The 22590-nt window shown below is 34.4% G+C and carries 35 protein-coding genes; 18 read left to right on the top strand and 17 right to left on the bottom strand.

Features of this window, described 5'->3' with window-relative positions; genetic code table 11:
* The first annotated feature begins 32 nt into the window (after positions 1–32).
* The 4 genes from J2Z26_RS08115 to J2Z26_RS08100 all read left to right on the top strand — a co-directional run bounded on the left by J2Z26_RS08115 (position 33) and on the right by J2Z26_RS08100 (position 2509).
* A complete protein-coding gene (locus tag J2Z26_RS08115; protein WP_193537239.1) occupies positions 33–632 on the top strand; it encodes a hypothetical protein in 600 nt (199 codons plus the stop codon).
* A gap of 132 nt (positions 633–764) precedes the next feature.
* Positions 765–1175 (top strand): hypothetical protein, encoded by a 411-nt coding sequence (locus tag J2Z26_RS08110; RefSeq protein WP_193537237.1) that lies wholly within the window; start codon positions 765–767, stop codon positions 1173–1175.
* Positions 1176–1357: 182 nt separating this feature from the next.
* A complete protein-coding gene (locus J2Z26_RS08105; RefSeq protein ID WP_193537235.1) occupies positions 1358–1900 on the top strand; it encodes a VUT family protein in 543 nt (180 codons plus the stop codon).
* Positions 1901–2002: 102 nt separating this feature from the next.
* Positions 2003–2509, top strand: coding sequence for a DUF1648 domain-containing protein (locus J2Z26_RS08100; RefSeq protein WP_209794325.1), 507 nt, complete (start codon positions 2003–2005; stop codon positions 2507–2509).
* A 45-nt stretch (positions 2510–2554) separates the two neighbouring features.
* Here the strand turns inward: J2Z26_RS08100 and J2Z26_RS08095 are convergent, their stop codons facing one another.
* The gene (locus J2Z26_RS08095; protein ID WP_193537231.1) at positions 2555–3466 is read right to left on the bottom strand and encodes a DL-endopeptidase inhibitor IseA family protein; all 912 of its coding nucleotides are present in this window, start codon (positions 3464–3466) and stop codon (positions 2555–2557) included.
* 245 nt (positions 3467–3711) lie between these two features.
* Here J2Z26_RS08095 and map point away from each other — a divergent pair, with 245 nt between their 5' ends.
* Entirely contained in the window at positions 3712–4455 is a 744-nt protein-coding gene (gene map / locus J2Z26_RS08090) for a type I methionyl aminopeptidase (protein WP_193537229.1), read from the top strand.
* Between the two features lie 101 nt (positions 4456–4556).
* On the opposite strand, the gene J2Z26_RS08085 is transcribed toward map, so the two are convergent.
* Together J2Z26_RS08085 and J2Z26_RS08080 are read right to left on the bottom strand one after the other, a co-directional pair.
* Positions 4557–4643 (bottom strand): YjcZ family sporulation protein, encoded by an 87-nt coding sequence (locus tag J2Z26_RS08085; protein ID WP_193473254.1) that lies wholly within the window; start codon positions 4641–4643, stop codon positions 4557–4559.
* 187 nt (positions 4644–4830) lie between these two features.
* Complete coding sequence (locus J2Z26_RS08080; RefSeq protein WP_193473254.1) at positions 4831–4917, bottom strand: YjcZ family sporulation protein; 87 nt, start codon at positions 4915–4917, stop codon at positions 4831–4833.
* Between the two features lie 224 nt (positions 4918–5141).
* On the opposite strand from J2Z26_RS08080, the gene J2Z26_RS08075 reads away from it, so the two are divergent.
* Both J2Z26_RS08075 and J2Z26_RS08070 read left to right on the top strand, forming a co-directional pair.
* The gene (locus J2Z26_RS08075) at positions 5142–5627 is read left to right on the top strand and encodes a hypothetical protein (RefSeq protein WP_209794323.1); all 486 of its coding nucleotides are present in this window, start codon (positions 5142–5144) and stop codon (positions 5625–5627) included.
* Positions 5628–5660: 33 nt separating this feature from the next.
* Positions 5661–6347 carry a serine/threonine-protein kinase gene (locus J2Z26_RS08070; protein WP_193537226.1) on the top strand — a complete coding sequence of 229 codons (687 nt, stop codon included), beginning with the start codon at positions 5661–5663 and terminating at the stop codon, positions 6345–6347.
* A gap of 43 nt (positions 6348–6390) precedes the next feature.
* Here the strand turns inward: J2Z26_RS08070 and J2Z26_RS08065 are convergent, their stop codons facing one another.
* Complete coding sequence (locus J2Z26_RS08065) at positions 6391–7113, bottom strand: DUF421 domain-containing protein (protein WP_193537224.1); 723 nt, start codon at positions 7111–7113, stop codon at positions 6391–6393.
* An 11-nt stretch (positions 7114–7124) separates the two neighbouring features.
* Positions 7125–7988 carry a VanW family protein gene (locus J2Z26_RS08060; RefSeq protein WP_227413759.1) on the bottom strand — a complete coding sequence of 288 codons (864 nt, stop codon included), beginning with the start codon at positions 7986–7988 and terminating at the stop codon, positions 7125–7127.
* Positions 7989–8137: 149 nt separating this feature from the next.
* On the opposite strand from J2Z26_RS08060, the gene J2Z26_RS08055 reads away from it, so the two are divergent.
* A complete protein-coding gene (locus tag J2Z26_RS08055; RefSeq protein ID WP_193537221.1) occupies positions 8138–9004 on the top strand; it encodes a hypothetical protein in 867 nt (288 codons plus the stop codon).
* Between the two features lie 51 nt (positions 9005–9055).
* Here J2Z26_RS08055 and J2Z26_RS08050 read toward each other — a convergent pair whose 3' ends face one another.
* On the bottom strand, positions 9056–9631 hold the full coding sequence (locus tag J2Z26_RS08050; RefSeq protein WP_193537219.1) for a hypothetical protein: 576 nt from the start codon (positions 9629–9631) through the stop codon (positions 9056–9058).
* 195 nt (positions 9632–9826) lie between these two features.
* Positions 9827–10117, bottom strand: coding sequence for a hypothetical protein (locus J2Z26_RS08045; protein ID WP_193537217.1), 291 nt, complete (start codon positions 10115–10117; stop codon positions 9827–9829).
* A 235-nt stretch (positions 10118–10352) separates the two neighbouring features.
* Here J2Z26_RS08045 and J2Z26_RS08040 point away from each other — a divergent pair, with 235 nt between their 5' ends.
* The 4 genes from J2Z26_RS08040 to J2Z26_RS08025 all read left to right on the top strand — a co-directional run bounded on the left by J2Z26_RS08040 (position 10353) and on the right by J2Z26_RS08025 (position 12790).
* Entirely contained in the window at positions 10353–10988 is a 636-nt protein-coding gene (locus J2Z26_RS08040) for an NUDIX hydrolase (protein ID WP_193537215.1), read from the top strand.
* 1 nt (position 10989) lies between these two features.
* On the top strand, positions 10990–11433 hold the full coding sequence (locus J2Z26_RS08035) for a YrvL family regulatory protein (RefSeq protein WP_193537213.1): 444 nt from the start codon (positions 10990–10992) through the stop codon (positions 11431–11433).
* 151 nt (positions 11434–11584) lie between these two features.
* Entirely contained in the window at positions 11585–12016 is a 432-nt protein-coding gene (locus J2Z26_RS08030) for a hypothetical protein (protein WP_193537212.1), read from the top strand.
* Between the two features lie 150 nt (positions 12017–12166).
* Complete coding sequence (locus J2Z26_RS08025; protein WP_193537210.1) at positions 12167–12790, top strand: pyridoxamine 5'-phosphate oxidase family protein; 624 nt, start codon at positions 12167–12169, stop codon at positions 12788–12790.
* A 32-nt stretch (positions 12791–12822) separates the two neighbouring features.
* Here J2Z26_RS08025 and J2Z26_RS08020 read toward each other — a convergent pair whose 3' ends face one another.
* Positions 12823–12969, bottom strand: a complete 147-nt coding sequence (locus tag J2Z26_RS08020; RefSeq protein ID WP_193472490.1) for a hypothetical protein — start codon at positions 12967–12969, stop codon at positions 12823–12825.
* Positions 12970–13115: 146 nt separating this feature from the next.
* On the opposite strand from J2Z26_RS08020, the gene J2Z26_RS08015 reads away from it, so the two are divergent.
* Positions 13116–14357, top strand: coding sequence for an HD domain-containing protein (locus J2Z26_RS08015; RefSeq protein ID WP_193537209.1), 1242 nt, complete (start codon positions 13116–13118; stop codon positions 14355–14357).
* Between the two features lie 44 nt (positions 14358–14401).
* Here J2Z26_RS08015 and J2Z26_RS08010 read toward each other — a convergent pair whose 3' ends face one another.
* From J2Z26_RS08010 to J2Z26_RS08000, 3 genes are all read right to left on the bottom strand, one after another.
* Positions 14402–14704 (bottom strand): hypothetical protein, encoded by a 303-nt coding sequence (locus J2Z26_RS08010; RefSeq protein WP_193537207.1) that lies wholly within the window; start codon positions 14702–14704, stop codon positions 14402–14404.
* A 198-nt stretch (positions 14705–14902) separates the two neighbouring features.
* Positions 14903–15034 carry a YjcZ family sporulation protein gene (locus J2Z26_RS08005; RefSeq protein ID WP_193472493.1) on the bottom strand — a complete coding sequence of 44 codons (132 nt, stop codon included), beginning with the start codon at positions 15032–15034 and terminating at the stop codon, positions 14903–14905.
* 57 nt (positions 15035–15091) lie between these two features.
* Complete coding sequence (locus J2Z26_RS08000) at positions 15092–15178, bottom strand: YjcZ family sporulation protein (protein WP_193473260.1); 87 nt, start codon at positions 15176–15178, stop codon at positions 15092–15094.
* Positions 15179–15433: 255 nt separating this feature from the next.
* Here J2Z26_RS08000 and J2Z26_RS07995 point away from each other — a divergent pair, with 255 nt between their 5' ends.
* Positions 15434–15874, top strand: a complete 441-nt coding sequence (locus J2Z26_RS07995; protein WP_193537205.1) for a GNAT family N-acetyltransferase — start codon at positions 15434–15436, stop codon at positions 15872–15874.
* A gap of 62 nt (positions 15875–15936) precedes the next feature.
* On the opposite strand, the gene J2Z26_RS07990 is transcribed toward J2Z26_RS07995, so the two are convergent.
* Positions 15937–16167, bottom strand: coding sequence for a group-specific protein (locus tag J2Z26_RS07990; RefSeq protein WP_193537203.1), 231 nt, complete (start codon positions 16165–16167; stop codon positions 15937–15939).
* Between the two features lie 188 nt (positions 16168–16355).
* Entirely contained in the window at positions 16356–16928 is a 573-nt protein-coding gene (locus tag J2Z26_RS07985) for a thioredoxin family protein (RefSeq protein ID WP_193537201.1), read from the bottom strand.
* Positions 16929–17100: 172 nt separating this feature from the next.
* Between J2Z26_RS07985 and coaA the strand changes: the two genes are divergently transcribed.
* From coaA to J2Z26_RS07965, 4 genes are all read left to right on the top strand, one after another.
* Positions 17101–18054 (top strand): type I pantothenate kinase, encoded by a 954-nt coding sequence (gene coaA, locus J2Z26_RS07980; RefSeq protein ID WP_193537199.1) that lies wholly within the window; start codon positions 17101–17103, stop codon positions 18052–18054.
* Positions 18055–18158: 104 nt separating this feature from the next.
* Positions 18159–18590: an NUDIX hydrolase gene (locus J2Z26_RS07975; protein WP_193537197.1), complete on the top strand. Its 432-nt coding sequence runs from the start codon at positions 18159–18161 to the stop codon at positions 18588–18590.
* Positions 18591–18691: 101 nt separating this feature from the next.
* On the top strand, positions 18692–19126 hold the full coding sequence (locus J2Z26_RS07970; protein WP_193537195.1) for a GNAT family N-acetyltransferase: 435 nt from the start codon (positions 18692–18694) through the stop codon (positions 19124–19126).
* Positions 19127–19240: 114 nt separating this feature from the next.
* Entirely contained in the window at positions 19241–19393 is a 153-nt protein-coding gene (locus J2Z26_RS07965; RefSeq protein ID WP_193537193.1) for a hypothetical protein, read from the top strand.
* A 9-nt stretch (positions 19394–19402) separates the two neighbouring features.
* On the opposite strand, the gene J2Z26_RS07960 is transcribed toward J2Z26_RS07965, so the two are convergent.
* The 4 genes from J2Z26_RS07960 to J2Z26_RS07945 form a co-directional block, all read right to left on the bottom strand.
* A complete protein-coding gene (locus tag J2Z26_RS07960) occupies positions 19403–19693 on the bottom strand; it encodes a hypothetical protein (RefSeq protein WP_193537191.1) in 291 nt (96 codons plus the stop codon).
* A gap of 56 nt (positions 19694–19749) precedes the next feature.
* Positions 19750–20661, bottom strand: a complete 912-nt coding sequence (locus J2Z26_RS07955; RefSeq protein ID WP_193537190.1) for an alpha/beta fold hydrolase — start codon at positions 20659–20661, stop codon at positions 19750–19752.
* Positions 20662–20739: 78 nt separating this feature from the next.
* Positions 20740–21699 (bottom strand): helix-turn-helix transcriptional regulator, encoded by a 960-nt coding sequence (locus J2Z26_RS07950; RefSeq protein WP_193537188.1) that lies wholly within the window; start codon positions 21697–21699, stop codon positions 20740–20742.
* 60 nt (positions 21700–21759) lie between these two features.
* Positions 21760–22557, bottom strand: coding sequence for an endonuclease/exonuclease/phosphatase family protein (locus tag J2Z26_RS07945; protein ID WP_193537186.1), 798 nt, complete (start codon positions 22555–22557; stop codon positions 21760–21762).
* Between the last annotated feature and the right edge of the window lie 33 nt (positions 22558–22590).

Here is a 22590-nt window from a genome sequence, read left to right as displayed (position 1 = left end):
CATAACATTCTTTTAAGGGTGGTAATTTTATTATGAGATGGAGAAATTATGGCTTATGGGCTTCAATTGCCTCTCTTTTATATATGTTTTTTCGGGACATGGGACTTCAAATTGATTTAACACAATGGGAAACCTACGTTAATGGTATATTAGGTGTTCTTGTAGCTTTAGGAATCATTTCAAATCCAGAGGCAAGTAAAGGGTACTTTAAAATTAAAAAAAATGTAACGGGGCAAACAGGTCAACAGATGGCACAAAACGTACAAAATCAATTCGTTCAGAATGAGATGACAAATCAAAATCAGCAAATGCCTACCAATGAACCGAGCATTCAAAATTCTGCATCGTATGGGGTACCGATGACTTCTCAAAACAATAGTGGAGAAAATGCAGTAAACCAACAACTCCAACAACCGATCAATCCAGCAAATCAACAAGGTCAAATGCAACAAACTCCAATGAATCAACAAGATCCAGTGCATCAACAAAACCAGGTTCAGCCAAATACAATGAAACAACAACAAAATATGCCACAACCTCAAAACAAGCCTCAGACAAATAATCAACCAAGGGAAGAAGTTGAAGCCCCGCCAATGGAACAAATAGGTGCTGAGCATAACGAGAGATGGTAAATTCGAAAGGTAGTTAGCGAGAAACTAACTACCTTTTTTTACGTTTACTTTTAAAAGTAACAAACAAAATTGGAGATATTCTTTAATTCTTGATAGAATAGTAGAGAATATAGTTTTACTGGAGGACCTAATATGTCTGCTATTGATAATTTAGTTACAGAATATAATGATGTACTTGTTAATATATATCAGTTTAATGAAGATTTACAAAATGATGAAGAGGTTGCTTCTTTCTTAAGTCAATTTAAGCACTGGTATTACATCCCCGATCTAAATATGTTTGGACCAAGTAAATACATTGGTTATAAAAACATAAACTCGATTGTTTTTAACCAAGGAATCCAAAAGTCTGAAGTAGAGACCGGCAAAGTTCTAAAAGAATGGTTTTACCCACTTGAAACTAATACGAATGAAGATCTTGTTTTACGTACTGAATTAGCTAGTTTGTTAGAACAAGCTGATAAAAAGTTGCGTGCAAATGCAATTATACACGTGCCAAAAAGCGTATTATTTTTAATGCTCGAGCCTAAATCTGTTGGGTAAGTTTGTACTAATTATAGAAATATTTAAAAAACAGCATTTAGGATCTTTTTTATGATACAATAGCTTCACTTGAATAAAAAATCCGCATTTGCGGTAGAGGTTATTAGCTACCCTCTCAAAAAAACTAAGAGGAAACAGTACTCCTTTTGGTGTACTGTTTTCTTTATTTGGAGGAAAGAAAGATGAGGATTTTATTTTATTTATTGTCAATTGTTGCTGCTAACGTAGTAACAGCAAAGTTTGCCCCAATGCAGGTGGGAGTTTTCTTAGTACCAATGGGGACATTCTTAATCGGTGCAACTTTTATTTTTAGGGATCTTGTCCAAAATAAATATGGGCGAAAAAAGACCTATATGTTCATTGGATTAGCTCTGCTTATGTCAGCACTTGTTTCGTATTTATTAGGTGATACACTGCTGATTGTTGTTGCGTCTGCCTTAGCATTTATAGTTGCTGAAACAACCGATACAGAAATATATACAAGATTAAAATTACCAATGGCCTGGAGAGTGTTTTATAGCGGTCTTGTTGGTGGATTCCTTGATTCAGTTATTTTTGTTGTAATCGGATTAAGCCCAATTGGAGCAGGATTCCTAACATGGGAAATGGTCATTTTTGCAATTCTAGGTCAAGTGATATTTAAAACAATCGTTCAGGCAATAGGTGCGCTTGTATTGAATCAAATTCACTCTAAATCTAATAAACAAGAACCACTTATTAGCTAACTAAGAGAATCCTCCGGGCACGGGGGATTTTTTATATTTTTGAAACTTTTACTCTGCCACATTCGTAAAATCTATATCAAGCAAGTATAGGAAGTGATTACTATGTACAAAGAAAACAAGCGCCCTAAACTCAACTTGAAAACCACACCATTGGAATTTATATTAAATGCTATATCCCTATGTTTAATCATTTTGTCGGTAGTTTATCTTATAGTTGAATGGCCTAGCTTACCTAATCAGGTTCCAATGCATTTTAATGGAGTTGGAGAGGCTGACGGGTGGGGGAGTAAATGGACAGTTTGGGTTCTTATTTTCATCGGAAGTCTATTATGGGTAGGTATGTTAATCTTATCGCGCTTTCCACATGTATTTAATTATCTAACTGAGATTACAGATGAGAATGCAGAGTTTCAATATAAGAATGCTAAATTGATGATGACTTTAGTAAATACAATAATCATCGTAAACTTCACATACTTAAGTTATCAAATTGTACAGGTAGCAAAAGGTCTTTCAAATGGATTGGGGACATGGAATATGTTGATATTTATTTTGGTTTTATTAGGAACAATATTTACATTTATGTTTCGATCCTTACGTGTAAAATAAGAAGCTTGGAAATTGATTCCCAAGCTTTTTTTTATTATTATTCTTCTAATAAGATAAGTGTTCACTGGTACCAATACTTTCAATTTTAAATTCCATCTCATTTGTTTGTTGAATTAGGAAGAATAATTGGTTTACTCCAGTTGATAAAGAACCTTTATATCCATTTTCAAGTTCTACATAAATTTTAGCTTTGTATTCAACCTGGTATTTACTTCTAGAAATCTCTGTTAATTCTTTAACCTCAACTTTTTTAATTCCTTTTTTAAATGTATTTACATTAAAAGTGGTAGAGTCAATCAATTGTTCTTTTGAATGGGTAGAGTCAACTAGTAAATAATTAAAGAAAATAAGCGCTGGATTTATGTTAAATGGGATATCCAAATCTAAATAGGGTTCTTTGTCTATTCTCCAACCTACTTTTCCAACATATTTAAATTCAGCCATGTACATTACTTTTTGATCTGTTTCGCCTACTGGAACAGTTATACGATAGAACTTTCTATTTTTCTCTGTCTTGATATATTCTGTTTCAGCCTTTTCCCATTGTAATAAAGATCCCCCGTCTGCTTCTAGCTGGGCCAATTTACCGTTATATTCAATTATTCCCATTTCCTCAATAAACTGCTCGGCTGCTTTATGAGTTAAAGTACGTTTTAGGTATTTCAGTAACTCCTTTTTTGTATCAATATCAGAAGATAAAAAACGATAAAACTGGTCTTTATACATAAAAGATTTGTATTCGCCTTCTTTATAACTTCCTCCTGACTGTACATATGCCTTTGTTGAGGCAAACTTGTGTGATAAGGAAACGACTTGCTTCGAAGATATTTCTTTTTTTGCATTAACTAGTGATACAACGCTTTTTTCATTAACTTGCGAAGCCTCGCTAGCTTGAGAAAATGGTGTTGTTAGTAATCCAATTGTTAATCCAGTGATTATTAGTTTTTTGATGTTCATTAGCTTTCCTCCAAAAGGTTATAATGTTGTTTACAAATTGATTTTATAAAAAAGGAGAAGGGTAAAAGTTACAAAAAGTTTAAGAAAAGGTAGATGTTTAGTTACAGTAACAAAAATCGAATTTTAAAGTGATGAATATGATAGGAATAGTTTCGTTAACATTTCTATTTTAAGCAAGTTTATGTAAATTACAGTACAGATAGGGTATAGTTAAGAAAAAGATTAAGGATGAGAGGAACGAGAAAATGATTGTTAAAAACGAAGAAGAACTACAAGCTTTAAAAGAAATTGGAAAAATTGTTGCGACCATTCGTGATGAGATGATCCAAATGACGAGGCCCGGAATCACCACAAAAGAATTAGACGAACATGCTAAAATATTATTTGAAAAGTTTGATGCAGTCTCGGGCCCAAAGGGAGAATATGATTTCCCTGGCTATACTTGTATTAGTGTTAATGAAGAAATTGCTCATGGAATTCCGGGTTCTCGAGTAATTAAAGAGGGAGATCTCGTTAATATTGATGTGTCAGGCTCAAAAAATGGCTATTTTGCAGATACCGGACTTTCCTTTGTGGTTGGTGAAGGGGAGGAAGTATTAGTTAAAATTTGCAAGGTTGCTAAAGAGGCATTTGAAGCGGGCTTGAAAAAATGTAGGGCTGGTTCAAAGCTTAATGGGATTGGTAAGGCTGTCCATAATGTAGCGAAAAAGAATGGTTTAACGGTTATTAAGGATTTAACAGGTCATGGGGTAGGCCGTGCCCTTCATGAGCCTCCAAGTCATGTGTTAAATTATTTCGATCCGTGGGATAATGAACTGCTTCAGGATGGTATGGTGATTGCGTTTGAACCATTTATATCTACAAATTCTGAGCATATTACTCAACTAAGTGACGGCTGGACTTATGTTCCTAAGGAGAATAGTTTTGTAGCACAAATCGAACATACGATTATCATAACTAAGGATGAGCCAATTATTATTACTTTGTAATGCACTTCTATTGGTAGTTTATAAATGAGTAAGTATACAAACAAAGAACTCTGTTAAAAAAACAGAGTTCTTATATTTTAAACTAAATTTATTTAGTTAAATTACATCCAAGATGCGCCAACAATGATTAACAAGATGAATAGCACAACGATTAGTGCGAATCCACCACCATAACCAACTCCACTCATTAGAATAACACCTCCATTTGTGTTACTTACTATATACTATGGAATGATGGGTTGTTTCGTAAGGGATAAACGCCCAGTTTTTCCGGGAAAATGATTTTTTGCAATAATATTAAACATAAAAGAGCCCTATCTTCAAATTGAAGAATAGGGCTCCTGCTATATCCGAACTTATGATTATTTAATTAAATTACATCCAAGATGCGCCAACAATGATCAACAAGATGAAAAGCACTACGATTAGTGCGAATCCACCGCCATAACCAACTCCACTCATCAGAATAACACCTCCATTGTGTTATTTACTATATACTATGGAAAAAGTTACGTTTTGTAAGGGATAAATGCCTATTTTTCTAGAATAATATCTTAGATTCTGCCCATAATGGAGACCTAGGGGCAAAATAATGCCATAAGACAAAATATGTAGTAATAATATGTAGTAATAATATGTATTATATATGAAAAATGTCCCTAACTCTTTTAGAAAGTTGGGCTACAATGAAGGAGAAAAAGAAAAGTAAACTAACACTCATTTCTATTTTTAGTTGTATATATATTTGCTTATCAATAATAACTGTTCTAATAATTGATTCCTTTAGTTTCTATCCAAATGGTTATCATTCAACACTTAGTGACGATATACTAATTATTACGGAAACAAACTTTATAGGGATGGAAAAAGAGCAGTATTCTTTTCGTATAACAGATGAAAATGTTAAATCGTTATGGTTATTACAATATAAAGTGTATGAAATCAGAAATGCCTGGGTAATCACTATTTTATTTTTTGCTCTTTTACTTACATTTCCTGTATCTGGATTAGTTGGTAGGTATATAACTTATCTGAAACCATTTACACGTTTAATTAGACCTCAGTGGGTACGAATTTATGTTATTATTTCTTTGGGGATTCTTGCAGTTAATATAGTGGAATATCCGCAATTGCTCAAGGAGATGGAAAATCTTATTCGTTCTCTTTCTTAAATGTACCCAAATAATACAAAGGGTAGTGGTCATATGGAGGACAGATGGAAGAGTGTTGATGAGGATCTACGTAATATAAAAATCACTTCAACTAAAAATAATGAACTGGTAACAATAGGTCAGTATAGTCAAGTATTAGAGTGTATTGGGGTTGGTACAGATGCAGCTGTATTCAAGCAGCGATATGAACCTTCTTTTGCTTTTAAGGTGTATGCAGAAGATAAATTAAGTAAGTTGGATGCTGAGTTCTTAGTGTATCAAAAGCTAGGGAAAGCAGAATGGTTTCCAGTCTTATTCGGTAGAGGCCATAATTATCTTGTTATAAGCTACGAAGAAGGTATGACCTTATATGACTGTCTTCGAACCGGCACACATATCCCATACAGTGTGTTAAAGGATGTTGAGGAAGCAAGAGATGACTGTCTGAGGAAGGGGTTAAATCCAAGGGACATTCATTTAAAAAATATTTTACTTCAAAATGGAAAAGCTAAGCTGTTAGACGTTTCAGAATATATTCACCCCGGTAACGATTATCGCTGGAATTATTTAAAACAAGGGTATGAAGAGTACTATGATTTAATAGACGGCAAAAGGATTCCATTATGGATCATTGAATCAGTTCGACTATTATATCAACAGTCAGCAGACCAATCATTTGATTTTCAAGTATTTACAAAAAAACTAGTCAATAGATTTAAGAGCTTTTTAAGTGTGAAGTAAATTCCCTGTGTGCCTTGCTCGCAGGGGATTCTTAGGGTTATTTCTAATGCAAAATATCTGGTGGAGAACTGGTCTTATTATTTACAACTGAATAAGTGAGTTCGTTTTTTGCATTTACTGAAGCGAAGAAAATGTCATTTCGATTTAGACCATGTTTTGAAAGCTCACCTAGAACCCATGCTTCATCCAATTCTAACTGGTTGAGGATATCGGTGTATATTTTTCCTTCAACTATGACCGGATAAGAGACACCCGCTTTACTTTTGAAAATATTAAGGTCTTCTAAAGTAGGTGTTAATTTAGTAGCCTTTTTTAATACGGTTAATTTACCGTTAGCCTCAATAATTCCAACATCGACTTCGCTAAGATCAAAAACATCTTTCTCTCTTAGCATCTGTAAAATATTATCTAATGAATAACGAATCTTCTTCATTGCACCCATAACAAATTCTCCATTTCGAATGACTATGGTTGGTTCAAAGGTAATTAACCTTCCAAACCAACGTCTTTTAATGGACCAACTTGAAAACACACGTTGTAAAAGTGCAACACCAACAACGGCTAAGGCAGTGTGTAAATGGACAATCTTCGGGTCTGCAATGTCTGCACCGACAAGTGAACCTAAGGATAAAATGATTAAAAAGTCAAAGACGGGTAGTTCACCGATAGAGCGCTTTCCCATCATTAATGCCGCAAATAATAGTAATGGATAGATAGTAAGTATTCGACCATACACAACAAGTATCTCTTTCAAAGTTTCACCCATTTCCTTTCCCCCTATATTGTTCTTGGTTTGTAGTTAATTACATCAGAGGAATAAATCTTGATAATACACCTTCCGCCTGAAGTAAAGGCACGAATTAATATAGGTTGATTGTACGTATTTTTAAATCGAAAATCAGGACCATACCAACTAACAGTTGCATCTCTTCCAGGTGGTACATATGGAACTTGCTTACTATGTGAGTATCTCTGTACAATATCTAGTCCAGCTAAATCAACGGAATTAAAAAGTGTTGAAGAGACCTGGCATATCCCACCACCAATTCCCTCAGATAACTCACCTTTAATAATGATGGGAGCAGGAAGATATCCTTTTTCCTCGGTTCTTTTTCCTACTACTTCATTGAAAGAAAACGTTTCTCCAGGAAAAACAACAGTGTTGTTTATTGCTTCGGTTGCTAGTCCAATATTATGAGACCGCTCTTTATTACGTGTTTTATAATAGGTCATATATTGCCCAATCTGTTTTGTATGTATTGAGACAAGCAATTCACTGTCCACCCTAGGGTAAATTGTAGAAAGAGGGATTGCTACTTTTAGAGGGCCCTCATTAAAAAAGTAGTTATAAAACATGCTTCTAAATTTATCTTGATTTAATCTATAGCCAACTTTTTCTTGGAGTAATTCACCGTACTTTCCAAATTTTGCATTTATCGGTTTTTCATATACAAGAGAATCTAAGTCATTAATAAATTGGTTGTACTTAGACTCATCTATAACTGGTACGGTTAAGAGGGGGATGGAAAACTCGCCTCTGTTTACTATAGAAATGGTCTCGCCCTTTTTGGTAAGAATCAAATTTTCTTGTGGGTTGATTGGTTGTAAAAAAATCGACATAAGTGCCAAAATACTCAACAATTTCATAAAAATAATCAGCCTCCTATTCTTAGTATGAGAAGAGGATTACTTTTTAATGTTGCTGTATTTTAATTCCAGTATTTTTCATTTATCGAATCTTAAAGTTTGAACAAAAATAGTAATAACAAAAAAGAATGAGGTTTATGATAATGTTAATTAAAATCAGCAAGGTTCTAATGATTGTGAGTATATTGTTTGGATTCAAAACGTTAAATACGAAAGCAGTTGAGATTCAGGACATAGATAATCCTATAAGCTTCACGGTTGAGGTTTTGCCGTGGGAGCTGGTCAATACAATAATTCCATATAAATCTGTATTTACGATTATTGATGTAGAAACTGGAATGCAATTCCAGGTTCAGCGTAGAGCGGGCAGAAGTCATGCTGATGTGCAGCCACTTACTAGGAAAGATACAAAAATCATGAAAGAGATCTATAGTGGAAAGTGGAGCTGGAAAAGAAGAGCGATTTTTGTGTTAAAGGACGATAATATCCTAGCTGCTTCTATGCATGGTATGCCTCATGGAGCCGGGGCTATACAAAATGGATTTCCAGGCCACTTTTGTGTTCATTTTATTGATAGCACTACACACCGTTCAAAACTTGCGAATAGAGCTCATAAATTAATGATCTTAAAAGCAGCTGGCCAATTAGAGGATTATGTACTTCGGTCTAATCCATACGAGCTCATTCATATTTTCTCAGAAGGGATTGTCCAGAGAGATAAGAAAATATTAGCGCTAACTGTGCAAAGAGGGAGTGTGGACAAGCTTTTCAGAGATACTTCGGATATAGAGCAAATAAAAGTAAAAATTGATAAAGAATTGTCTAAAGAAACACTTTCAAATATGTCCTTTTTGAGAGTTCCAGTTGAAATGAAGATGTATGTTAGTGGAAAAGGGAAAGTGAGCTTACATACAGAATTTCAATTAGAAAGAGAAAGTACAACTGGCCCTTGGACAATTAACGGTAAAGATATCTATCAAAAATTGGGAGTAAGTAACGAGGAAGAGTAATTAAAGCATAGCACACAAAAACGCTTGGGGAATTTCCCAAGCGTTTGTTCATTAATAAGAAGCTTTTCTTCCATGTGTATTAATGTACTGACCTGAACCTGAAGTGCCATGAAACATAAAGATTAAAACAGGCACTAAGAAACAGGCACTTAAAATTAAGAGAATCACAAGCGTAGATGAAAAGGGCGTTATCTCTTTATGAACGTTCTCAGAGTTTTCATTATTAAAGGTTTCAAATTCAGGATTCCCAATTACATTAGATACCTCTAAAAACTCGTTATTATCTAAATCGTAATAATAAATTTCGGTTTTATTAAATTTAAAAATGGAGTCACGAACCTGCTGATACTCCACTAATGCAGCTATGATCGTTGATTCATAGGTTTCTGTTTCAGTTTCGTCTTCAGGTGTCTCAGGATTATCTTTTGTAACAACCTTAAATACTTCGCCTTTAAGAGAAATGGAGTCTACAATCGTAACTGTGTTTGGGTCATTATACGAGCTTGCAGACTCTAGTCGTTCCTCTAACGCTTTTGTAAATGAAGATGAACCTTCACTAGCAAAGATAAAGTTAGGGTATACCATAAACAGTAGTAATGATAATAGCAACAATCTTACTTTCTTCAATCAAATCCCCTCTTTCTATAATAGAATCATCCAGTCATTACTGAGAAGTTTGTACCAATATCCACTATGTATATAGTTGCTTAATAATTAAAATAACATAATTTGGTAACTAAATGTATAATTTTGTAAAAAAATCACATTTTATTCATAAATATAAATAATAATCGCCCCTTAACTATAGTATGAAGGGGACGATCATTTTAGAAACTCAATTCCTTTATACGTTATTTTAATCTCTTCCCACCAAATCGATATGCAATTATTTCGATAAAAAGGATGGTAGGGGATGCACTGCTGCTGACAGGGAGTTCGGTCAAACTGAACAAAGCCTAACTTTTCTAACTCAAATATATGAAACATGATTTCTTTTATTTTCATGGTTTGAGATTTTTCCTGAAGACCATAAGTTTCAATCGATGGCTTCCAGAGTTTATTTTGTTGTTTTTCGTATAAGTCTTTTAGAATGGCTACGGTAGTATGGTTCAATTTAAAATTCCACCTCAATTCAAAAAAGATAGTACCAAATAATTCGGATAATTGAATGTTTTATAGAGAGTTGTACCACTGATTAAGTGCCTATTTTAGCTAATTTAGATAACATTTTGTATAATATAAAGTTGAGTACTACATATACCAAAATAACACTTAAAATAGAACATCCTTCATTTTTAGTCTAAATAATCATATACTAATAAGAAAAATTAAGTAGAGAGGCGTAGAGATGGATCTAAAGCACATACAAAGGCAATTAGAAAATCGAACAAGAAAAATTATGGGAAGTGAAAACTTCGCACAGTTTTCTGTTCTGCTCCCTTTGCTTGAAAAAGGTGGCGAAACCCACATTCTATTTGAAGTCCGTTCTCAAAATTTGAGAAGACAGCCTGGAGAGATATGTTTTCCAGGAGGAAGAATTGATCCAGATGACCAAAATGATCGTTACACAGCTATTCGTGAGACAACTGAGGAGTTAGGTATTTCAGAGTCCTATATTGAAAACGTTTGGCCACTTGATTATATGGTTACCGCTTTTGGAACAATCATATATCCTTATGTTGGTTTAATAACCGAGCCGGAGAGGATCATTCCTAATCCTACTGAAGTTGAAGAGATATTTACCGTACCACTATCTTACTTTCAAAGCACAAAACCTGATTGTTATAAGATAAATTTCAATCTTCAACCTGAACCAAACTTTCCTTTTAATTTAATTGAAGGTGGAAAGGATTACAATTGGGCGGCACGTAAGGTAGATGAATACTTTTATCATTATGAGGGCCGGGTGATATGGGGACTCACCGCGCGAATCCTTACACACTTTCTAGAACTTTTAAATCAAAAAAGTAAAAGGGGAGGCTGAAATGAATAACAGAGGTAAGGATAAAGTCATAGTTTGGAGTGCTATGATTTTTTTGTTTTTCGTGGTCATTTCCTCTGTATTTAGTCTATATTTTTTCGGAATACTAGGGGTCTTACACCTAACCGGAGTTCATTATGACTCAATGGTCTCAATGCTCATTTTTGTTCTTCTATATGTTGGTATAAGCATAATTACAGATGTTTTCTCAAAATTGGCGAAGTACACGCTCTCTGAGAAAATTACTGGAGTAAGAATCATTTTGGGTAGAATGGTAGTTGACTTTTTTTTCTCATGGCTTGCAATCCATCTTGCAGATGAACTAATGAGTGCTATCAATTTAAGTTTAAACTCTGAACTAACTTTAGCCATTGTACTAGCGATAGCGGAGGAGGCTTTTCGGAAACCGACTCAAGTTAAGTATAAGCTCTCCCGTCCACCTAGTTAATCCCACTTCATTCAATATTCTATTGTGGTTTTGTGCGACTAAACCATAATAGAATATTGAATGATTTATTAATTTTAGCAAAGGTTTGTATATTATTACGCGAGATGTTGAATACTACCTTATTAGATTCTTCTGTAGAAGGGATGAAAGCATGTTTTCATTACGTGGGGATGCACATAAATTTTATCTTCAACTAATAAAAACATTAAAGAACGGGGAATCGTTTAGTAGTATTAAGGGGTTATCCGAGATTGAGGAGATTCAAAAGCATTACCGATCTATCAATACTGAAACGTTAAAACTAATTTATTATCGCATGATCAAAGAAAAAAACGGTACAGGTATCGTGCCGATCTTTGTAACTGCCGTGCCATGGTTTTTGTTTCTGTTTTCAAAGCAGTTACAGGAATTTCTTTTTAAAGAGGGAAGCACACTATGGATTATTTTTGGAATCATTTATTTTTCAACACTAAGTGTTAGTGTAATTGTTCATTTTCGTGAAAAAGCCTGGGCCGCTTTTCACATTGAGATCATTCAAGACATACTAAAAGAAAGAAATGAAACATTCTCTTCAAACACATAAGGTTAGAAAGCTTACTAATTGAGGTAAGCTTTTTTAATTGTAGGAAGTGCTACTATCTCATGGTAAAATTAGATTATTAAGTTTATTCCGCATATGATTGTTAGACATAAAGAATAGTAGATTGAAAATACATATAAGGATGCTGGTTATATGTTTAAAAAAATCATAAAAACCCAAGACGAATTAAGTGGATTTTTTGGTGCGCCTAGTGAATTAGTAAAAAATAAAGTCATTGACTATCTAGACTCTCATTGTCTTGATTTTATTTCACGTTCACCTTTTTTAGTTATATCGACCTCTGATAAATATGGGAATTGTGATGTTTCTCCCCGAGGAGACCACCCAGGATTTATAAAGGTTATTGACGAGAAGACATTACTAATACCTGAGAGACCTGGAAACAAAAGAATGGATTCTTTTTATAATATAATTTCTAATCCACATGCGGGACTACTCTTCGTTATCCCTGGCCTACAGGAAACACTGCGTATTAATGGAAAGGCAAGTTTGATTCAGGATGAAGAATTCTTAGAAGAAATGTCGGTAAATGGAAAAAAACCTTTAATTGCTATTGCAATCGAAGTAGAGGAATGTTTTATTCATTGTGCTAAAGCATTTAAACGCTCTGAGCTTTGGCAACCTAGCACTTGGCCTCCTGCAGAAAGTCTTCCTTCTGCAGCGAAAATCCTATCTGCTCATGCCAAAACAACGAATCTGACTGTCGAAGAAGTGGAGGAACGACTAAAAGAAAGCTATTCACAAAGGCTTTATTAAGATTCGCCTAGGAAAACCTAGGCGATATATTTTTACTTTTTCTCATCAAGTACGTTTTGTTTTTCGGCTTTCACATCTGTGTAAGCAGCAAATTCAACCATTTCGCTACTAATTCTGTTTCCTTTTTTAGCATTATTATTACGTTGAGCATTTGCATTTCCACGTTTTGTTCTACCCATTTCATCATCTCCATTTTATAGTATCATTGGTAGTATAGGTTTTATAAAATGTTTTATGTAATCCTTATCCGAAAATATGATTAGGAATAAATTTCCAGAAAATTAATATAAAAAATGAATGGTTTATACTCAAGGGAGTGATTTGAATGTCGATGAGTCATTATTTTTACGGAATTGTTCCGGTACATGATTCAATTAACAACGAAAATAGAGCAGCTATATTAAAGGATTTTCCAGTTCCTGATTTTTCGATAAATACGGAAGGTTTTTCTCTAGAAACGCAAACACATGGAGAGAATGTAGATAGAGTAACCTTTCTTTTAAATGAATTTAAGGTTGAGCGTACCCAGGGTGCTAGCCCAAAGCCCTATTTTAAAATGAAATTATCCAATCACTTAGGGACGTATAATGCAAAAATGTGGGACAATAATGGTGCAGTGGATCGATATACACCTATCCTTGAAAATAACAGTGTTTTTGAAATTTCTGGGAAAGTTGAGGAGTACAAAGGATTTAAATCAATAACAATTAATGAGATGAATCCTTGTGAAAATGAGGTAGATCCATTTAGCCTAATTGCTTGCACTCAGCAGTCATTAGAGGATTTTACGGTTGAATTGCATCATTATTTAAATGTACTTGAGGAACCATACCGAACGATAAGTCTTGCTGCAATGAAGCGTTTTTGGACAGAATTCAGCATACGTCCTGCAGCAATGGGCCATCATCATGCTTATTTAGGGGGACTTTTAAAGCATACGGTTGGCTTGATGAGATTAGCAAGATACATTTTAGTTCATGAGAATGATCATTATAAGGCAGTTCTTAAACTGATTAATCAAGTTGAGAAGGTGTACAAGCAGGAGTTGTGGAAGGACCTCAATTCCGATACACCAGGAGGCAATCCACGTAACTTAGTGTGGAAGGATTCAATTGATCATTTGTATACAATGTTTTATGGAATGGCCAAGAATCGGGATGAAGAAGTTGATTATTCATTACTCATGTGTGCGATTTTTTATCATGATCTTGGCAAGTTAATGGAATATCATCATGCTGGCAAGGGGACGAGGGAATTTGCATTCTTATATCCAACAGCTGATCAATCTTCATTAGCAAACCGTAAGCCAACAGGTATTACAATGGATGATTTAGGAGTATTAGTAGGTCATATCCCTTATGGTGTCATGTTAGTTTCAAAAATAATTGAGACAGAGAATATCGCAATGACTTTGGAGGACATTCACAGGCTGCAGCATGCCATTTTATGTCACCATGGTAAGCTAGAATGGGGTGCAAATATAGCTCCTAAAACAGTAGAGGGGTATTTAATTCATATTGTAGATTATTTAGATTCTAGATATGAACGAACAGAAGAAATTAAATAAGTAAAAAAGGCATCAGAACTGATCTGCTGCCTTCTTTTTTTATGTTATCTTCCGTATCCGTATCCGTGATGGTGTCCGTATCCGTGATGCCCATGGTGGTGTCCATGATGATGATGATGATGGTGACCATAACCATAACCAGGATAGCCATAACCATGACCAAAACCATAACCATATCCAGGTGTTCCGTATCCATATCCATAACCCGGATATCCGAAGCCTCCGTAACCTGGACCAGCTAACCCACTACCTAATGCCCCTAAGCCGAAGCCAAGTAATCCTGCTCCTAACGGTCCAAAGCGCTCATCATTTTGATTCATTGGTGTGCCATAAAATTGTTGATTCATTTTCTATTCTCCTCCTGAGATTACATAATTAATAAAGATATATACATAGTAGCCTATGTATTATGGGGCAAATGTGCATGGGGCAAATGCCTTTTTTATGCAAAAAAAAGAGTATATTTAGAGAAAGATAATGGAAATAGAAAAATAAAACCCCATCCAAAAAGGATGGGGCTTTATATATTCCTAGGATTTATTTACTTAAGCCCAAGCAGCTCCAACGATGATTAGAAGTATAAATAGCACTACGATTAGTGCGAAACCTCCAACACCAGTTCCAACTCCAGCTACAGGTGCTCCATAACCATACCCACATCCATGATACATATGCATAGATTTATTCACTCCTTAATAGTTTTTTTTTCATCAGATTCATTCTGTCACTCATACTTACACATATGCTGTTCCGATAACGATTAGCAAAATGAACAACACAACGATTAAAGCAAATCCGCTGCCATAACCAACTCCACTCATTTCGTAACACCTCCATATGTGTTATACAATTATAGACTATGGAGGAGGAGGTTGTTTGGTTTGGGCGATAGTCCATTTTTCTAAAATTGATGAATCCGCCGTTACGGACCTGGGGTATTTGCATACTTCTAATTACATTGACTACTTATTTTGTGAAAAAAACTCATGTGCAAATAATGGAAAGGTGAGTTAAAATACATGAGTAAATATAGATTTATAATTTCATTGAAACCTTACAATGGAGGAGAACCTTAAGTGTCAATCACCTTACAAAAGATAACAAGAGAAAATTGGGAAGATTGTATTGATTTGAAAGTAAGTTTAGAACAGCAAAAGTTTGTTTCCTCTAACCTTTATTCAATTGCGGAAGTCCAATTCTTAAACAATTTTGAAGCCTTAGCAATTTATCATGACAATCAAATGGTTGGATTTACAATGTATGGTCTTGATCCAGATGACAATAATTATTGGATATATCGTCTTATGATTGACGAGAAACAGCAAGGCAAGGGTTATGGAAAACATGCAATAAAAGAAGTTCTTAATAACCTAATGAAAAAGCCTAACTGTCAACTGATTATGGTGGGGTATCACCAGCAAAACACTGCAGTTCATAACTTATACAAATCAATAGGTTTCGTGGATAGGGGAATTGCTCCTTGGGGTGAACAATTAGCGGGATATGAAGTGAAATAGAAAAAGCCACGTTCAGTGGCTTTTTGACATTATGCAACAATATTTCAAAGGCGCAACATCTTCTATAGATTAAGTATGGTAGTGAGCTTTTTATTTCTTTCACTTTGCTCCATTTCTGAAGCTAAATCATATTTCTTGAGAAGGTGAAATACTTTATTTAGTGTTTCTTGGTCTAGTTTGCTAGATAAGAAAGCTTCTATTTCTTCATATAATGAATGTGGTAAAGAGGTTTTTTGGCTTTCGAGTTTTTTTAGAACGTCTTCTAATGAGTGGTCAATGTTACATGTAGACATGGCATTTCCTCCTAGTGCTTTTTAATAACCATATCATATTATGTAGTCACTTTCACAGGTTAGGTGCCATTAGCTTTTTCCTAAATAAAAATAGGGCCATCCACATACCGTTCTGGTTAGTCCCGCAACGAGGCGATTAGATAGAGGTGGATGACCCTTGTTTCTATTGTATGGTTATCATGAGAAAGTTATACACTCACACCCTTAAGAAATGAAATTAAATCTTTCTTTACTTCATTCCAAAGATGTTCATCGGTTGCAAACTGTGCAGTTAAAGTAGATATAAATTGTTTAAAAGCTTGCTCATATTCAGGTGACTCTTTGGACGGAACTTCTTCTTTTAGTGTAGTGACAAGATCTTGTACATAAGGTGCTCTTGGCCCCCATTTCCCAATCTCGTTACCTTCTTTATCAAGTAATATGATAATTGGAATGGACCTTGCTGTTCCATTTGTTAAGTACTGGTCCATTAGATCTAAATTATCATCTCTGTTTAAGTAGCGGGTTTCAATCAACCCTTCATTTGCTAGCCTTAGGAAAATAGGAAGGTTCACCATCGCGTCACCACACCAATCAGCTGTTAATATTACAGCTTTTAAATCCTTTGTTTGAAGTGTATGTAAAAAATCAAGTTCCTCATTATTGACCTGAACTTGAATATGATTATATACATTTAATAAATTTTCTTGATGGACTTTCATGCTTGAAATATAGGTATGGGCATTTAATCCTTTTTCAAACCACGAGTTTAAATTCTTCATTTCTATTCCTCCTTATGGTAATCTCAGATTGTATCCTTTTTTATTTAGAATTACATTTAAAATAGCGTAAAATGTAAATAACTTCTACTATTTTGTCTTCAAACATGAGAAAATAGTAGGTATTATTGAAATTATAGAGCAAACTAATGGCTTCAGACAGAAAGGTGCTAATATGCTGAAAGATTTAAATTATACTTTACCCTATACAACATTTGACCGAGAAGAGTGGGCAAGCTTTGACACAACTTCTACGACAGCGCTTACAGAAAAGGAAGTAAAGGATTTACAAGGAATTAATCGTCAAATATCAATGGATGAAGTTACACACATTTATCGCCCATTGACACGTCTTTTACACTTATATTCACTAGCAACGAAGGATCGTCACCAAATTACCACTTCGTTTCTTAATAATCGTATAAAAAAAGTCCCATTTATTATCGGGATTGCTGGAAGTGTAGCAGTTGGCAAAAGTACAACCGCCCGTTTGCTTCAACATTTACTATCCACTTTTCCTGAACATCCTAAAGTAGAACTAGTTACTACGGACGGATTCCTTTATCCGAATGAAATACTTGAAGAGAGAGGAATCATGAATCGTAAAGGATTTCCTGAGAGTTATGATACAGGAAGGCTTATTCAATTTTTAGCGGATTTAAAGACAGGTAAAAAAGAGGTAAAGGCACCTATTTATTCCCACTTAGAATACGATATTTTAAAAGGTGAGTTTCAACACGTTGTTGAACCAGATATTGTGATTGTTGAAGGAATCAATGTATTACAAGTTCAAACCAATAAGCCTAAAAAGTCACATTCACCGCTGTTTGTTTCTGATTTCTTTGATTTCTCAATCTACGTAGATGCAGATGAAGAGAATTTATTAGAATGGTACATAGATCGCTTCAAAATTTTACGAAATACAGCATTTAATAATCCTAAATCGTATTTTCATCGCCATGCTCATTTAACAGATGAAGAAGCTGTAAAATTTGCAACAGATATTTGGACAAATATTAACGGTAAGAATTTACGCCTAAATATATTACCAACTCGTACTAGAGCAAATTTGATTCTAGAAAAAGGGACAAACCATTCAGTGTCCCGTATTAAATTAAGAACAATCTAACACAACGTATTTTACAGAACCATATCATGATCGGATATGGTTTTTTTATATTGAAAAATTTTACAGTTATAGATTAGTATATTATTAGTAAAGGAGTGATTACGATGTTTATCGTTAATGTAGAAGGTGCGGTTTTTAAAGGGGATAAGTGGTTAATTATTAAACGTAGTGAAAAGGAAGAGCACGCTGGTGGAATGCTTTCTTTAGTCGGTGGTAAGGTTGATCTGGAAGGAAACTCACAGGATATATTAGAGAGAACAGTTAAGCGGGAGATTCTTGAAGAAGTAAATATTGAAGTTAAAGAAAAAGTCACGTATCTACATAATACATCATTTGTAACGGATAAAGGGGAGCATGTGATTAACATTGTATTCCTTTGTGAATATGCAAAAGGAGATGCAAAACCAAATTGTCCAGATGAGGTGTCAGACGTTTTATGGCTGACCTATGATGAGGTGATGAATCATCAGGATATGCCAATTTGGCCAAAAGACAGTATATCTCATGCAGAGAACAGATTGAAAGAGCTAACATAAAATGTTGGCTTTTTTTTACACATAATTTACCTCTGGAAAATAAAGTATGATTAAAGAGATGAAGATGTTGTTTCATCTGTAGTGACAAAGGAGTGTCCCAAATGTATATAAGAGTTGCTACACAAAAAGACCTGGCCATTATTAAGAGTTATGAAAAGATAGTACAGGAAGAATCAACTGTAGGCTATTTAAAACATTACGATGACGTGCCTAACATCAAGGCAAGCTTTGGAGGAAATAGTTATTATTTTGTTGCTATTCATCAAGGAAAATTATTAGGTTGGATATTGGTTGGTGAAACTGTTCACCCATTATTTAATGAACCAACAGGGATCATTTTAGAGCTTTATATTTTACCAGCAAATAGAGGAAAGGGCTATGGAAAAAGGATAATGACACATTCATTATCCTTCTTAAAACAAAGAGGCTACAAAACAGTTCAACTAAATGTTTTTTCAGGAAACCCTGCTTATAATTTGTACAAAGCTCTAGGGTTTACAGACGTGTCAACTTTGATGGAAAAAAAGCTTTATTAATTTATAAAAACAAAACTAAAAACCACCCCCATAACAAGAACATTCTTTTCGAAAGTTTTAACAGAAGCGAAAATAGGGAAAACTCCTAGAAAAGAATGTTTATGAGGTGGTTATATGAACATGCTCCGTATTGATATTGATCAACTATTAGAAAACACTGCTTTTGATTATAAAGAAAAAGAATATGTTCCTGTGATTCGTAGAATTGACATTGATCAATTACTTGAGAGTGAAAGAGATGTAACTATAAAGAAAGCTATTTCCTAATCGAAATCATTAAGGTAGGTTTAGGTAATCGTCTACATTACCGTAAAATTGGTAGCATTCTTCTTCTTTAATTGCTGGAAATTCTGTTATAGAGGTTTTTACAAATTGATCTGCATCCACTACATAATCTCCATGTGAAGAAGGTGCTGATGTTTCTTCCCATTTCCATGTTCCACCAGTTAAAGTAACATCACCATCAATGGTTAAGGTTACCTCATGTGGTACACCATTTATTACAATTACCCCATTTTGATTGTTCGTTCTGAGCCATTCGGAAATTTCTTGTATAGATAGTTTCAACGATTATTCCCCCTTGAAAAGATATCTACCATTACAATTCCCAATTATTGCTTAAATTATCGCGTATCCTGTTTTGGGTGAAGAGTTTTTATTTTAGTAAAAAATGCTTTCATTTCAGTTGCCATTTCATCATATTGATAAAACATCGTAAAAGCATGTGAAGCACCAGGGATTTTAACTGCTTTAAAATAGGGTAGGCATTGTTTCAACTCTTCCATGAATTCTCGAAAACTCTCACTATCCCATTCGCCTTCACTAGGAATAAATAATACAGGACACGTTATTTCCTTAAAAAGCTCTTCAAAATTAATCAGATAGAAATCTTCCATAAATTCATCCATGACTACTCGTGGCATTTTCCAACGAAACGTTCCTTCGATTGTTTCAGTGACATTATTTTCTATTGTAGTCGAGATAAACTCATTTAAAGGAAGTCCTGCATTTGTAATATTTGCCTTACCTGCCTCAATCAATTCATGCTTTGAAGTGTATTCTGGATATTGTTTTACACGACGTTGCAAATGGAGCTCTTGTATTTTTTCCTCTTTTTCCTGCCCGCTAAGATTGTATACACCGAAAGGACCAAACATACTTTGGGGAGGTCCTTCGCATATAAAAGATAAAACTCTAGAGCCTAGACTAGGAATAGCCTTTACAGCTACATCCACCCCTAATGAACTACCGACAATATGAACTTTTTCCAGCTTTAGTGCATCAAATAGTCCAAGTAAATCATTCGCAAAATCATCCATTGTATAGCCACTTTCAGGCTTGTCACTTTCACCATGTCCACGGAAATCAGGAATGACAATATTGTATTCATCCTTAAAATATGGAAGTAATGAGTTCCAAACTGTTACATCACCGCTACTATAATGAAGAAAAACAATCGTTTCAGTATATACCTCTTCTGTAACCATTACATTTAATCTTACACCATTTGTCATCACAAATTTCTGTTTTAACATTTTGTCTCATCCTTTTTTAGTTAATTCTATTGACATTATATAAAAACAAACCTGACAACAGTGTGTCAGGTTTGAAATTTAAGATTGATATTTATTTAATGTTGTTGTTAATAATGAAATCATTTCATTGCGGAGTGAAAGGGGTCTTATAATCTCAACTCCATCATAAAAACGTAATGTGAATGAAAGATAATTTTTGGGCACATTGGTTTGTAGGGAAACTATATAGAAATCATCCGATTCTTCAACAATCTTACTAGCTATCAACTGGTGGTAGTCTTTTATAATGTAAAAGAGTGACTTTGAAACCTTAAGGATAACTTGTGTATCCCCATCCCCATTATATAAAGATTGTGAAGAATGCTTCTCTAGTTCGAATTCATGTGGTAAAGAAAAGTCTTCCTCTAGAAGCTTTATGTGTTTAATCCTGTTAACTGCAAACAGCCGCTCTGCTTTTCTTAATTCACAGAAGGCAATTATGTACCACAGGCCATCTTCAAAAATTAAGCCATATGGATGAACTTTACGTTCAGTTAGCTCCTGCTTTTTGGGGTGGAAATAAGTTAGCGCCAGTTTCTTGTTTTGTTCGATTGATGTTGTAACAAGATAGAACGGCTGCTGGTCAAATGCAGAAGGTTTTTGTTCCTTTATATTAAAGATAATACGTTTATGTAAGTGCTGAAATTTAGAGGTAGTTTCATCATCTAGTACATTTTTAATTTTTAAGAAAGCAGTATTAATAGATCTTTGATGTCCAGGTATCTCCACTTGGTTGACGATTTGCTCTGATAATAATAGAGAAAATACCTCCTCTTTTGTGAACATAACCGGAGGGATAAAATAATGATCGGCAATTGAGTAACCACCTTCATTTCCAGGTAGGGCGATAACAGGAATACCCATTTCACTCAAAGCTTGGATATCTCTGTAAATTGTTCGAGGTGTGACCTCGAAAGTGTTGGCTAATTCAGTTGCTGTAAGTTTATTTCGCTTTTTTAATTGTAGAACAATGGCCATTAAACGATCAATTTTATTCATATATTCCTCATAGATTTATAGTTTTATACTGAGTATAAGGGAGTAAGGGAGGAAAGGCAATTAATCCTCAAACATACATTTGATCTCAACCCCATAATGATCAGATACGACATTCTTGTTGACGCCATTAAAAATGACCCTTGAATATTCCACCTTTAGTTTTCTGTTAGTTAGAATTAAATCGATTCGTAAATCCCTCGTGTTTTCACTCCACCCAGCAATTTTACCTTTAACAGTCATTCCTTCATCCCTTTTATTTGCAAGCTGATAGGTATCTAGAAGTCCCTTATTTAGCATGTATTCATACCCTTCATTCGGCAACCTGGCATCATTATTAAAATCACCCAAGAGAAAAAGATGCTCATCCATATTTAAGTTTTCTATTAATTTATCTACTTGATATTTAAATGGTTCAATCTTATCATGCCACCAGCCCATATGACAGGAATATACAAAAATAGGCTTGCAATGAAATAAAAGCTTAGTACCAATAATCTTACGTGTTTTTCCACTGTGTAAATCGTTTTTCATTGATACAAAGAATGAGTCCTCCCCTATGACAGGATGCTTTGTTAAGATTGCTAAACCTTCCTCATATTTTCCGTATGCAAAATGGGAAAGGTCCCAAACAATTGAATAATCTTTGATTCCCAATTGGATTAACTCTTGTAGAAGTACATAGGCATAATTACTTTTCTTCATTCTATCTGTAACTAACTCATCGTCAATTAACTGACTTACTTCCTGCAAGGCAATGACATCATACATTTTTTCTTTTACCGTTTCAGCCAAATATTTTATCTTCTCTACTTGATTTTCCTCCTGCCAGGAATGACAGTTAAGTGTTAAGAGATTCATCTATAATTACCTCGCAATAATATTAGTATTGTG

Origin of the sequence: Cytobacillus luteolus (genome assembly GCF_017873715.1) — a bacterium.
GTDB lineage: Bacteria > Bacillota > Bacilli > Bacillales > Bacillaceae_L > Bacillus_BV > Bacillus_BV luteola.
Note: the sequence above shows the minus strand (reverse complement) of the source record. Positions and strands in the feature narration are given on the sequence as shown.

Excerpts from the sequence above, each read along its gene's own strand:
- J2Z26_RS08105 (WP_193537235.1), top strand. The coding sequence starts at position 1,358 with ATGAGGATTTTATTTTATTTATTGTCAATTGTTGCTGCTAACGTAGTA.
- J2Z26_RS07970 (WP_193537195.1), top strand. The coding sequence starts at position 18,692 with ATGTATATAAGAGTTGCTACACAAAAAGACCTGGCCATTATTAAGAGT.
- coaA (WP_193537199.1), top strand. The coding sequence starts at position 17,101 with ATGCTGAAAGATTTAAATTATACTTTACCCTATACAACATTTGACCGA.
- J2Z26_RS08010 (WP_193537207.1), bottom strand. The coding sequence starts at position 14,704 with ATGAATCAACAATTTTATGGCACACCAATGAATCAAAATGATGAGCGC.
- J2Z26_RS07955 (WP_193537190.1), bottom strand. The coding sequence starts at position 20,661 with ATGTTAAAACAGAAATTTGTGATGACAAATGGTGTAAGATTAAATGTA.
- J2Z26_RS07985 (WP_193537201.1), bottom strand. The coding sequence starts at position 16,928 with ATGAAGAATTTAAACTCGTGGTTTGAAAAAGGATTAAATGCCCATACC.
- J2Z26_RS08040 (WP_193537215.1), top strand. The coding sequence starts at position 10,353 with ATGGATCTAAAGCACATACAAAGGCAATTAGAAAATCGAACAAGAAAA.
- J2Z26_RS08015 (WP_193537209.1), top strand. The coding sequence starts at position 13,116 with ATGTCGATGAGTCATTATTTTTACGGAATTGTTCCGGTACATGATTCA.
- J2Z26_RS07975 (WP_193537197.1), top strand. The coding sequence starts at position 18,159 with ATGTTTATCGTTAATGTAGAAGGTGCGGTTTTTAAAGGGGATAAGTGG.
- J2Z26_RS08035 (WP_193537213.1), top strand. The coding sequence starts at position 10,990 with ATGAATAACAGAGGTAAGGATAAAGTCATAGTTTGGAGTGCTATGATT.
- J2Z26_RS08115 (WP_193537239.1), top strand. The coding sequence starts at position 33 with ATGAGATGGAGAAATTATGGCTTATGGGCTTCAATTGCCTCTCTTTTA.
- J2Z26_RS08065 (WP_193537224.1), bottom strand. The coding sequence starts at position 7,113 with ATGGGTGAAACTTTGAAAGAGATACTTGTTGTGTATGGTCGAATACTT.
- J2Z26_RS08080 (WP_193473254.1), bottom strand. The coding sequence starts at position 4,917 with ATGAGTGGAGTTGGTTATGGCGGTGGATTCGCACTAATCGTAGTGCTT.
- J2Z26_RS07945 (WP_193537186.1), bottom strand. The coding sequence starts at position 22,557 with ATGAATCTCTTAACACTTAACTGTCATTCCTGGCAGGAGGAAAATCAA.
- J2Z26_RS07965 (WP_193537193.1), top strand. The coding sequence starts at position 19,241 with ATGAACATGCTCCGTATTGATATTGATCAACTATTAGAAAACACTGCT.
- J2Z26_RS08030 (WP_193537212.1), top strand. The coding sequence starts at position 11,585 with ATGTTTTCATTACGTGGGGATGCACATAAATTTTATCTTCAACTAATA.
- J2Z26_RS08025 (WP_193537210.1), top strand. The coding sequence starts at position 12,167 with ATGTTTAAAAAAATCATAAAAACCCAAGACGAATTAAGTGGATTTTTT.
- J2Z26_RS08020 (WP_193472490.1), bottom strand. The coding sequence starts at position 12,969 with ATGGGTAGAACAAAACGTGGAAATGCAAATGCTCAACGTAATAATAAT.
- J2Z26_RS08005 (WP_193472493.1), bottom strand. The coding sequence starts at position 15,034 with ATGCATATGTATCATGGATGTGGGTATGGTTATGGAGCACCTGTAGCT.
- J2Z26_RS08075 (WP_209794323.1), top strand. The coding sequence starts at position 5,142 with ATGAAGGAGAAAAAGAAAAGTAAACTAACACTCATTTCTATTTTTAGT.
- J2Z26_RS08000 (WP_193473260.1), bottom strand. The coding sequence starts at position 15,178 with ATGAGTGGAGTTGGTTATGGCAGCGGATTTGCTTTAATCGTTGTGTTG.
- J2Z26_RS07990 (WP_193537203.1), bottom strand. The coding sequence starts at position 16,167 with ATGTCTACATGTAACATTGACCACTCATTAGAAGACGTTCTAAAAAAA.
- J2Z26_RS08055 (WP_193537221.1), top strand. The coding sequence starts at position 8,138 with ATGTTAATTAAAATCAGCAAGGTTCTAATGATTGTGAGTATATTGTTT.
- J2Z26_RS08095 (WP_193537231.1), bottom strand. The coding sequence starts at position 3,466 with ATGAACATCAAAAAACTAATAATCACTGGATTAACAATTGGATTACTA.
- J2Z26_RS08100 (WP_209794325.1), top strand. The coding sequence starts at position 2,003 with ATGTACAAAGAAAACAAGCGCCCTAAACTCAACTTGAAAACCACACCA.
- J2Z26_RS08085 (WP_193473254.1), bottom strand. The coding sequence starts at position 4,643 with ATGAGTGGAGTTGGTTATGGTGGTGGATTCGCACTAATCGTTGTGCTA.
- map (WP_193537229.1), top strand. The coding sequence starts at position 3,712 with ATGATTGTTAAAAACGAAGAAGAACTACAAGCTTTAAAAGAAATTGGA.
- J2Z26_RS08110 (WP_193537237.1), top strand. The coding sequence starts at position 765 with ATGTCTGCTATTGATAATTTAGTTACAGAATATAATGATGTACTTGTT.
- J2Z26_RS08070 (WP_193537226.1), top strand. The coding sequence starts at position 5,661 with ATGGAGGACAGATGGAAGAGTGTTGATGAGGATCTACGTAATATAAAA.
- J2Z26_RS07950 (WP_193537188.1), bottom strand. The coding sequence starts at position 21,699 with ATGAATAAAATTGATCGTTTAATGGCCATTGTTCTACAATTAAAAAAG.